Source organism: Klebsiella sp. CN_Kp100 (assembly GCF_040065315.1).
Classification (GTDB): domain Bacteria; phylum Pseudomonadota; class Gammaproteobacteria; order Enterobacterales; family Enterobacteriaceae; genus Klebsiella; species Klebsiella oxytoca.
The window spans coordinates 414,478-424,845 of sequence record NZ_JBEAIJ010000001.1 but is presented as its reverse complement, the minus strand read 5'-3'; the positions used below and the strand labels follow the sequence as shown (position 1 = coordinate 424,845).

Sequence of the window (10,368 nt, the reverse complement as noted above, 5' to 3'; positions counted from 1 at the left end):
GGAGAATATGGTGCATCCGGGAGGATTCGAACCTCCGACCGCTCGGTTCGTAGCCGAGTACTCTATCCAGCTGAGCTACGGATGCATCGGGAAACTTACTTTACTGCAGATTTTGATACTGCTGCTAAAGCTGTATCAAGTAAGATGGTGCATCCGGGAGGATGACTTGCCTTGCGGCTCGCCCTTCGGGCTGTTGCTAAAGCAACGTTATCCCCCTGGTGCTTGCGGCTAATACCGCCACCTCATCCACACCTTCGTTGCTGAAGGTATGGAGAATATGGTGCATCCGGGAGGATTCGAACCTCCGACCGCTCGGTTCGTAGCCGAGTACTCTATCCAGCTGAGCTACGGATGCAAAATGGCGGTGAGGCGGGGATTCGAACCCCGGATGCAGCTTTTGACCGCATACTCCCTTAGCAGGGGAGCGCCTTCAGCCTCTCGGCCACCTCACCACACGCCTCTTACGAGTGCTTCGAAGAACTTGTTTCTGCTCTTCGTCGCTGCGATGGCGCACATATTACTTTCTGGTACTTATAAGTCAAACCTTTTTTCGAGACCTTTTTTTCGTTTGCACACTTCCCGCGCAATTAGCCTGTGAAAACGGCAAAAAGAGTATTTTATCAACAAGAAATTGCTGATTTTGCTGCTGCTAACGCAAAAGATAACGGGAGCGGAATCCGCGTAAACGACAAAAAAGAGAGGCTGTCGGAGAAGAAAAGTGGAAAAAACGAACCTGGGAGGGATGCGCCTCACCAAACAGCGAGGCGCGAAAACCTTAGTAACTGGACTGCTGGGATTTTTCAGCCTGGATACGCTGGTAGATCTCTTCACGATGCACAGAGACTTCTTTAGGGGCATTTACGCCAATACGAACCTGGTTACCCTTCACCCCTAAAACTGTCACAGTGACCTCATCTCCAATCATGAGGGTCTCACCAACTCGACGAGTCAGAATCAGCATTCTTTGCTCCTTGAAAGATTAAAAGAGTCGGGTCTCTCGTATCCCGGCATTATCCATCATATAACGCCAAAAAGTAAGCGATGACAAACACCCTACGGTGTAAGCAGTCACGGCATCACATTCTGTTAAACCTAAGTTTAGCCGATATACACAACTTCAACCCGACTTTATCGTTATCAGTGCTTCTCGCGCAAGATGCTGTAGTCCGAGAACCACAGCATCTATGCGATTATAGTTATTACAGTTTTGCGCTTACCCAGCCTTTCACACTGGCCAACGCAGCAGGGAGAGCAGACGCATCGGTACCGCCGGCCTGCGCCATATCCGGACGACCGCCCCCTTTACCGCCCACCTGCTGGGCGACCATACCAACCAGTTCCCCTGCTTTCACGCGGTCTGTCACATCCTTAGACACACCCGCAATCAGAGAAACCTTACCTTCTGCGACCGTAGCTAATACAACAACCGTTGAACCCAACTGATTTTTCAGATCGTCAACCATAGTACGCAGCATTTTCGGCTCAACGCCGGCCAGCTCGCTGACCAGCAGCTTAACGCCGTTAATCTCTTCGGCTTTGCTGGAGAGGTTTGCGCTCTCCTGCGCGGCAGCCTGCTCTTTCAGCTGCTGCAGCTCTTTTTCCAGCTGACGGCTACGCTCCAGCGCGGCGCGTACCTTCTCGCCGAGGCTGTGGGTATCCCCTTTCAGCAGCTGCGCAATATCGCCCAGCAGATCGCTTTGCGCATGCAGCAGCGCCATCGCGCCTTCGCCGGTGACCGCTTCGATACGGCGCACGCCTGCGGCGGTGCCAGACTCAGAGGTGATGCGGAACAGGCCAATATCACCGGTACGCGAGGCGTGAGTTCCGCCGCACAGCTCGGTGGAAAAATCGCCCATTCGCAGCACGCGAACGCGATCGTCATACTTCTCGCCAAACAGCGCCATTGCGCCTGATTCACGAGCAGCGTCAATATCCATGATATTGGTTTCGATTGGCAGGTTGCGACGGATTTGCGCGTTCACCAGATCTTCAACCGCGCGGATCTCTTCCGGCTTCATCGCCTCAAAATGCGAGAAGTCGAAGCGCAGCGCTTTGTCGTTGACCAGGGAGCCTTTCTGCGCAACGTGCGTACCGAGAACCTGACGCAGCGCCGCGTGCATCAGGTGCGTCGCGGAGTGGTTCAGACGGATACGCTGGCGGCGAGCCTGATCCACATCTGCCTGTACGGCGTCGCCGACCTTCAGCGAACCGCCATTCAGTTTACCAATATGACCAATTGCCTGACCGTATTTCTGTGTATCGCTGACCTGGAAGGAGAAACCGGCGCCCTTCAGCTCGCCTTTATCCCCCACCTGGCCGCCGGATTCAGCGTAGAACGGCGTCTGGTCGAGGATCACTACGGCTTCCTGACCGGCGTTCACCGCATTTACCGCTTTACCATCGATAAACAGGGCAGTCACTTTGCCGTTCAGTTCCAGGCTGTCATAGCCTTTAAACTCAGAGGCGCCGTCAACGCGGATCATCGCGTTGTAGTCCGCGCCAAAACCGCTGGATTCGCGCGCGCGACGGCGCTGCTCTTCCATTGCGGCTTCAAAGCCGGCTTCGTCAACCTTGATGTTGCGTTCGCGGCAAACGTCGGCGGTCAGGTCAACCGGGAAACCGTAGGTATCGTACAGGCGGAAAGCGGTTTCGCCGTCCAGCGTGTCGCCCTGTAGTTTAGCCAGTTCTTCATCCAGCAGCGCCAGTCCGCGCTCGAGAGTACGGGCAAACTGCTCTTCTTCGGTTTTCAGCACCTGCTCAACCTGAGCCTGCTGCTGTTTCAGCTCTTCGCCGGCGGAGCCCATCACGTCAATCAGCGGGGCGACCAGTTTCCAGAAGAAGGTCTCCTTCGCACCCAGCATGTTGCCATGACGGATTGCGCGACGAATGATGCGGCGCAGCACGTAGCCGCGGTTTTCATTCGACGGGATAACGCCATCAGCAATCAGGAAAGCGCAGGAACGAATGTGGTCAGCGATAACGCGCAGGGACTTGTTAGAGAGATCGGTCGCGCCGGTGACGTCAGCCACGCTCTTAATCAGATCGCGGAACAGATCGATATCGTAGTTGGAGTTAACGTGCTGCAGTACGGCGGCAATACGTTCGAGGCCCATACCGGTATCCACGGACGGCTTAGGCAGCGGCTCCATTGTCCCGTCAGCCTGACGGTTGAACTGCATAAAGACGATATTCCAGATCTCAATATAGCGATCGCCGTCTTCTTCCGGCGTTCCCGGAGGGCCGCCCCAGATATGGTCGCCATGGTCGAAGAAGATTTCGGTGCATGGACCGCACGGCCCGGTGTCGCCCATCTGCCAGAAGTTATCGGAAGCAAAAGGCGCGCCTTTATTGTCGCCGATGCGAATAATACGCTCGCGCGGTACGCCAACTTCATTTGCCCAGATGTCGAACGCCTCGTCATCGGTTTCGTAGACGGTCACCCACAGTTTTTCTTTCGGCAGGGCGAACCAGTTCTCACCGGTCAGCAGTTCCCATGCGTATTTGATAGCGTCCTGTTTGAAGTAGTCGCCGAAGCTGAAGTTACCCAGCATTTCAAAGAAGGTGTGGTGACGCGCGGTGTAACCGACGTTTTCCAGATCGTTGTGCTTACCACCCGCACGAACGCAACGCTGCGCGGTGGTTGCGCGCGAATAATTACGTTTGTCGAGACCAAGGAAAACATCCTTGAACTGGTTCATCCCGGCGTTGGTAAACAGCAGGGTCGGGTCGTTATGCGGCACCAGGGAGCTGCTCGCAACTACCTGATGTCCTTTACTATGGAAAAAGTCGAGAAACGCCTGACGGATCTCAGCGGTGCTCTTGCTCATAATTATCCTGAAATCAAGCTAACGAAATGTCGCTGGCAGCCACTACCCAGTATCGACCGGCAGGCTACTCACGAAAATAAAGTGGGAATAAGATAAGTTTTCTTTACGGGGAAGTAAAATCCCGGATGGGTCAATCTGCAAAATTTCGCCAGATTTCCTGGATATCTTCCATCAGATAGCCGCGGTAGAGCAAAAAGCGCTGAATTTTGACTTTTTCTGCAAATACGGTGGGCAAGGGTTCGCCATATTTTCTCTGCGCCTGCTCTTTAGCAAGCTGTGCCCAGTCGATTTCGCAGTCACGCATGGCTGACTCTATCGTCTCGCGGGAAATCCCTTTCTGCTTTAGCTCCTGGCGGACGCGCGCCGGGCCGTATCCCTTGCGGCTGCGGCTGGCAATAAACTGGGCGACAAAGCGATCGTCGTCCAGATAGCGGTTCTCAATACACCATTCGACAACGTTATCGACCTCTTCCGGCGTCACGTTTAGCGCTTCAGGGCCGTTCTTGCTCATCACCGGCGCAGCCAGTTTGCGCCTGAGCTCCTGTTCGCTATGGTCGCGCATTGCCAGAATGCGAATCGCGCGATCCAGCAGACGGGCATAGTCAGAGCGGCGGGATGAAGTTTCAGTCACGGGCAACCTCGCTAATCAAAAAAGCAAAAGGGCCGCATAAGCGGCCCCTTGTTAGTCTGTTCAGACGATATCAGAAATCTTGTTCGGTTTCTGCTTCGCTGTTGCCATCAACCGCGAAGTCCGGCGTGGAGTCCTGATTGCTCAGCAGCAGTTCACGAACTTTCTTCTCGATCTCTTTTGCTGCAGCCGGGTTCTCTTTCAGCCAGGAGATCGCGTTCGCTTTACCCTGACCAATTTTATCGCCGTTGTAGCTGTACCAGGCGCCCGCTTTCTCAATCAGCTTCTCTTTCACGCCGAGATCGACCAGCTCACCGAAGAAGTTGATACCTTCGCCGTAGAGAATCTGGAATTCGGCCTGTTTAAACGGCGCGGCAATTTTGTTTTTCACCACTTTAACGCGGGTTTCGCTGCCGACAACGTTGTCACCCTCTTTCACCGCACCGATACGGCGGATATCCAGACGCACGGAGGCGTAGAATTTCAGCGCGTTACCACCGGTAGTGGTTTCCGGGTTACCGAACATGACGCCAATTTTCATACGAATCTGGTTGATAAAGATCAGCAGCGTGTTGGACTGCTTCAGGTTACCCGCCAGTTTACGCATCGCCTGGCTCATCATACGCGCCGCGAGGCCCATGTGAGAGTCGCCGATTTCACCTTCGATTTCCGCTTTCGGCGTCAGCGCCGCAACGGAGTCGACGACGATAACGTCTACCGCACCGGAACGCGCCAGCGCGTCACAGATTTCCAGAGCCTGCTCGCCGGTGTCCGGCTGGGAGCACAGCAGGTTGTCGATATCGACGCCCAGCTTGCGAGCATAAACCGGATCCAGCGCGTGTTCCGCATCGATAAACGCACAGGTTTTACCTTCACGCTGCGCGGCGGCGATAACCTGCAGCGTCAGCGTGGTTTTACCGGAAGATTCAGGCCCGTAAATCTCGACGATACGGCCCATCGGCAGGCCGCCTGCGCCCAGGGCGATATCCAGGGAAAGCGAGCCGGTGGAGATTGTTTCCACATCCATGGAGCGGTCTTCACCCAGGCGCATGATGGAGCCTTTACCGAATTGTTTTTCGATCTGGCCCAGTGCTGCCGCCAACGCTTTCTGTTTGTTTTCGTCGATAGCCATTATTACTCCTCTCATGCCGGGTGTAACCGGGTAGTCAATTCTGTTCTGTTGAAGCAATTATACTGTATAGTCATACAGTATCAAGTATTTTGTAGAAATTGTTGCCAGAGGAGATTTAGCGCATAGGCCGTGGCCTGGCGGCGCACCGCCTCCCGGTCTCCGGCAAAGCATTCGCGCTGGGTTACGCCCTGTCCGCTGGCGCTCGCCACGCCAAACCAGACGGTGCCCACCGGCTTTTCCGCGCTGCCGCCATCCGGCCCGGCAATGCCGCTGACCGAAATCGCGTAGTCCGCGCGAGCCGCGCGCAGGGCGCCAATCGCCATCTCCACGACCACCGGTTCGCTCACCGCGCCATGGTCAAGCAGCGTCGCTTCGCTGACGCCAATCATCTGCGACTTGGCTTCATTACTGTAAGTCACAAAACCGCGCTCAAACCACGCCGAGCTGCCGGCAATATCGGTCAGGGTTTTGGCGACCCAGCCGCCAGTACAGGACTCCGCCGAGGTCACCGTCGCGCCGCGCGCTTTCAGCGCCTGCCCCACCTGCTCGCTCAGCTGCATTAATTCCGAATCTGTCATTCGTCGCCCCACGTAAGCTCTATAAACAGGCCATCAAAGATAGCACTTCCAGCGAAGATATGGGGACGGGGTGGCGAATTTACGAGGAGGCTTGCGAAAATCATCGCCCACGCTGTCGCAGCACTTTCGGATAGCAGCCTGATGTCACCGGTGTCACAATTCACCGCACATTAAAGGAAGAGTTAAATTCGAGGTTATCTGGAATGGCCAAAGCCCCCTTTACCGCAGAGCAGAGTCTGCAAAAAATCCGTCAGGTGCGCCTTTGCCTGTTCTTATGCGGCTTATTTTCACTGTTCACCGCGCTTCTGCATATTTTCACCCGCTCCTTCAATCCCCTGTGTGAAGGCGTGCAGCTCTTATTGGGCGTCGGCTGCGTGATCTATGGATTTACTTTAAGCAAAAGAATCAAGCAGATACTTAACGGGCAGCCCGGATAAAAACCGGCCCCCTGCGGGCCGGCAGAAACTATTGCATACTGGCCGCAATCAGCTCGACGTTGTGACGCAGCATTTTCACATAACTGTCCGCCACGCCGCCGGGTTTAGAGAGCGCTTCAGGATAGAGTTCACCGCCCGGCTGCGCGCCCGTTGCGCTGGCGATCTGCTTGACCAGCCTTGGGTCGAGCTGGTTTTCCATAAACCAGGTATGCACGCCGTCGGCTTTAATTTGTTGAATTAAAGCCGCTACCTGCGCCGCGCTGGCTTCACTCTCCGACGATAATCCCTGCGGCGCGAGGAAGGTCACACCATAGGCGCGGCCAAAATAGCCGAAAGCGTCATGGCTGGTGAGCACTTTGCGTTTCTCCAGCGCAATGGCGCTGAACTGGCTTTTTGCCCAGCGATCGATATCGTTGAGCTGGCTGATATAGCGCTGACCGGAAATCTCCAGCGCAGCCTTATCATCCGGGTCCGCTTTTACCAGGCCGTTAAGGATATTCTGCGCATACAGGGCGCCGTTGGCGGCGCTGTTCCACGCATGCGGATCGGTTACCGTTGCGCCATCTTCTTCAAGCGTGTGAGTTTTGACTCCGCGGGAAGCAACCACCAGCTCACCTTTGAAACCGGATGCCTTAATTAAGCGGTCCAGCCAGCCTTCCAGCCCCAGACCGTTGACCACCACGACATCCGCTTTACTCAGCAGCGCGCTATCTTTCGGCGAAGGCTCAAAGGTATGCGGATCGCCATCCGGCCCCACCAGCGTGTTGACATGCACGTGTTCGCCGCCAATCTGCTGCACCATATCGCCTAAAACGGAAAAACTACTCACGACATTCAGCGTTTTCGCCATCACCCCGTGCGATGCGAGCCCCAGCGCCAGCGCCAGCCATATCCCGGTACGTTGCTTCATTTTCCTTACCCCATTAATTTACGCCAGCCGACAACCAGCCGGCTGCGCGTGCCAAAAAATACCGATACAAAAAAGATGCCGCTGGCGGTCAGCACGATCGCGGGTCCGGCAGGCAAATTCGCCGCCCACGACAGGCTCAGCCCCATCCACGCACAAAAACTACCGATCGACGCCGCCAGCAGCAGAATGCCCGGCAGCGTTCGCGCCCAGCAGCGCGCCGCGACGGCAGGCAGCATCATGACGCCTACCGCCATCAGCGTGCCGAGAACCTGAAACCCGGCCACCAGGTTGAGCACCAGCAGGGCGAGAAACAGGCCGTGGAGCAGCGCCGGCAATCTTCGCGAGTTCACCTGAAGCCAGACGCTATCGAAGGCTTCACTGACCAGGCCGCGATAAAACAACGCGATGCAAATCAGGGTCAGGCTGGCAACGGCGGAGACAAACAGCGCCGAATCGCGGTCTACCGCCAGAATCGAGCCAAACAGCAGATGCAGCAGGTCGACGTTAGAACCGCGCAGCGAGACCAGCGTAACGCCCAGCGCCAGGGAGCCGAGATAAAACCCGGCGAAGCTGGCATCCTCTTTTAAAGGCGTGCGTCGGCTGACCCATCCCGCCACCAGCGCCACCGCAATGCCGGCAATAAAACCACCGACGGTCATCGCCAGCAGCGACATCCCGTTAAGCAGGTAGCCCGCCGCCACGCCGGGCAAAATCGCATGCGAGAGCGCATCGCCCATCAGGCTCATGCGACGTAAAAGTAAGAAAACGCCGAGCATCGTAGTGCTCAGGGAGAGCGCCAGGCACACCACCAGCGCGCGGCGCATAAAGCCAAACTCGATAAAGGGTTGAATAAAGGTGTGCCAGATCATGCCAGCCTCGCGGAGTGAAAGGCGGGCAGTACATCAGGCGTACAGCCACAGCGGGCGTGCTGCGACGTTAGCAGCAGCGTTTCCGGGAAATAGTCGGCGACCCGTTGGTTATCGTGCAGCACCGCCAGAATCGTCTGTCCCTGCTGGTGCATTTCGAGGATCAGCGCCATCAGCTCACGACAGGTCGCTTCGTCGATGCCGGTAAACGGTTCGTCAAGCATTACCAGCGGCGCGCGTTGCACCATGACCCTTGCGAAGAGCATGCGCTGAAACTGGCCGCCGGAGAGCGCCTCAATCGGCGTTTTCGCCATCGTTAACAGTCCCACCCGCTCTAAGGATGCGACGATACGCTGACGCCCCTCTCCCCTGAGCCCGCGCAATAGCGATACCCGGGGCCAGGCCCCCTGGCTGACCACATCCTGCACCGTCAACGGAAACTGCGACTCCAGGGCATGACGCTGCGCCAGCCAGCCGATAACGGGTCGTTCACCGCGCCAGTTCAGACGGCCGCTAACCGGTGGAATAAAGCCGGCCAGCGTCTTGAGCAGCGTCGACTTCCCACAGCCATTAAGGCCGACAATCGCCGTCATACTCCCCGTTGCAATCGTACCGCTAAGGGACGGCGTGATCGCCAGCCCTTCATAGCCAGCCACCAGGTGATCGAGCTTAATCATGGCAGGGATACCGCCCACCAGGTTGCCAGCCACAGCGCGGCCAGCACTACGCAGGCCATCGTCAGCCGGGCGATGCCTGAAGTCATCAATAAGGAAGTCAATGTTTACGCCTCAATAAAACGTTATAACATAACAATATTAAAAGAAGCGTAGATTGTAAATTGGCGTCAACAAAAGGAAATGCTGCAAAATGTTACAGACTCCTCTCCGGACGGAGAGGAGCGCAGAAGGCGGGATTACTGCATCCGGGCCTGAGAAACCGCCAGGCCCAGCTGCCAGACGGCCATCGCGTAATGGGTGCTGTGGTTATAGCGGGTGATAGTGTAGAAGTTCGGCAGGCCGTACCAGTACTGATAGCCGGTACCGACATCCAGACGCAGCAGGCTCGCCTGCTGATGGTTACCCAGCGGCTGGGTCGGGGTTAATCCTGCCGCCGCCAGCTGCGAGACGCTGTATTTAGTTTTAAACCCATTGTTCAGGCCAGGCGCCTGGCCCAGCGCCTGTACCGCGACCAGATCGCCGCTCACCCAACCGTGCTGCTTGAAGTAATTCGCCACGCTGCCGATGGCATCGACCGGATCCCACAGATTGATATGCCCGTCGCCGTTAAAGTCCACGGCATACTGCTTATAAGAAGAGGGCATAAACTGACCATAGCCCATTGCCCCGGCGAAGGAGCCTTTCAGATCGAGCGGGTCATCCTGTTCGCTGCGCGCCATCAGCAGGAACGTTTCCAGCTCGCCGGAGAAGTATTCGGCGCGGCGCGGATAGTTAAACGACAGCGTCGCCAGCGCATCGAGGATACGGGTTTTACCCATCACCCTGCCCCAGCGGGTCTCAACGCCAATAATCCCGACGATAATTTCCGGCGGCACGCCGTAAACCTGGTACGCGCGGTTGAGCGCATCCTGATACTGGTTCCAGAACGCCACGCCGTTCTGCACGTTATCCGGGGTAATAAACTGTTTTTTATAGCGCAGCCAGGCGCCGTTTGGCCCTGACGGCGGCAGCCCGGTCGGCGCCTGGCGGTCCATCAGACGCAGAACATAGTCCAGACGTTTAGCCTGCGAGAGGATCTCATGCAGCTGCTGTCGGTCAAAGCCGTGCTTGCTCACCATCTTGTCGATGAACTGCTCCGCCGCCGGGTTATTCGCGAAATCACCGCTCATCTGCATCACGTTATGCTGCGGCTCAAGTAAAAAACCGCCCGTGCCGCCCGCCATTTCCTTTTCCGCGGGGGTTTGAGGTTTGCTGCTGCAGGCAGCGAGTAGAACGCAAAGAGGGAGTAAAGCCAGATAACGACGCTTCAACAT

Annotated in this window: 10 protein-coding genes and 3 tRNA genes; 1 reads left to right on the top strand and 12 read right to left on the bottom strand. The window is 56.4% G+C overall.

Annotation, left to right across the window (positions count from 1 at the left end; genetic code table 11):
• Window positions 1–8: 8 nt before the first annotated feature.
• The 8 genes from ABLV12_RS02040 to pncC form a co-directional block, all read right to left on the bottom strand.
• Window positions 9–85: transfer RNA gene (locus ABLV12_RS02040), tRNA-Arg, on the bottom strand.
• Window positions 86–278: 193 nt separating this feature from the next.
• Window positions 279–355: transfer RNA gene (locus ABLV12_RS02035), tRNA-Arg, on the bottom strand.
• Window positions 356–359: 4 nt separating this feature from the next.
• Window positions 360–452: transfer RNA gene (locus ABLV12_RS02030), tRNA-Ser, on the bottom strand.
• 323 nt (window positions 453–775) lie between these two features.
• Entirely contained in the window at window positions 776–961 is a 186-nt protein-coding gene (gene csrA / locus ABLV12_RS02025; protein ID WP_000906486.1) for a carbon storage regulator CsrA, read from the bottom strand.
• Between the two features lie 238 nt (window positions 962–1,199).
• Entirely contained in the window at window positions 1,200–3,827 is a 2,628-nt protein-coding gene (gene alaS / locus ABLV12_RS02020) for an alanine--tRNA ligase (protein WP_004114720.1), read from the bottom strand.
• A 130-nt stretch (window positions 3,828–3,957) separates the two neighbouring features.
• Window positions 3,958–4,458: a recombination regulator RecX gene (gene recX, locus ABLV12_RS02015; protein ID WP_004114721.1), complete on the bottom strand. Its 501-nt coding sequence runs from the start codon at window positions 4,456–4,458 to the stop codon at window positions 3,958–3,960.
• 70 nt (window positions 4,459–4,528) lie between these two features.
• Window positions 4,529–5,587 (bottom strand): recombinase RecA, encoded by a 1,059-nt coding sequence (gene recA / locus ABLV12_RS02010; protein WP_004104808.1) that lies wholly within the window; start codon window positions 5,585–5,587, stop codon window positions 4,529–4,531.
• A gap of 80 nt (window positions 5,588–5,667) precedes the next feature.
• Window positions 5,668–6,165 carry a nicotinamide-nucleotide amidase gene (gene pncC / locus ABLV12_RS02005; protein WP_348866745.1) on the bottom strand — a complete coding sequence of 166 codons (498 nt, stop codon included), beginning with the start codon at window positions 6,163–6,165 and terminating at the stop codon, window positions 5,668–5,670.
• A 203-nt stretch (window positions 6,166–6,368) separates the two neighbouring features.
• On the opposite strand from pncC, the gene ABLV12_RS02000 reads away from it, so the two are divergent.
• Entirely contained in the window at window positions 6,369–6,602 is a 234-nt protein-coding gene (locus ABLV12_RS02000) for a hypothetical protein (RefSeq protein WP_004114722.1), read from the top strand.
• Window positions 6,603–6,630: 28 nt separating this feature from the next.
• Here ABLV12_RS02000 and ABLV12_RS01995 read toward each other — a convergent pair whose 3' ends face one another.
• From ABLV12_RS01995 to mltB, 4 genes are all read right to left on the bottom strand, one after another.
• Window positions 6,631–7,512 carry a metal ABC transporter substrate-binding protein gene (locus ABLV12_RS01995; protein ID WP_004104813.1) on the bottom strand — a complete coding sequence of 294 codons (882 nt, stop codon included), beginning with the start codon at window positions 7,510–7,512 and terminating at the stop codon, window positions 6,631–6,633.
• A 5-nt stretch (window positions 7,513–7,517) separates the two neighbouring features.
• Window positions 7,518–8,381, bottom strand: a complete 864-nt coding sequence (locus ABLV12_RS01990; RefSeq protein ID WP_004104814.1) for a metal ABC transporter permease — start codon at window positions 8,379–8,381, stop codon at window positions 7,518–7,520.
• A complete protein-coding gene (locus ABLV12_RS01985; RefSeq protein ID WP_348866744.1) occupies window positions 8,378–9,088 on the bottom strand; it encodes an ATP-binding cassette domain-containing protein in 711 nt (236 codons plus the stop codon). The genes ABLV12_RS01990 and ABLV12_RS01985 overlap by 4 nt, the downstream gene beginning before the upstream one ends.
• Before the next feature lie 203 nt (window positions 9,089–9,291).
• Window positions 9,292–10,368, bottom strand: a complete 1,077-nt coding sequence (gene mltB / locus ABLV12_RS01980) for a lytic murein transglycosylase B (RefSeq protein ID WP_004104816.1) — start codon at window positions 10,366–10,368, stop codon at window positions 9,292–9,294.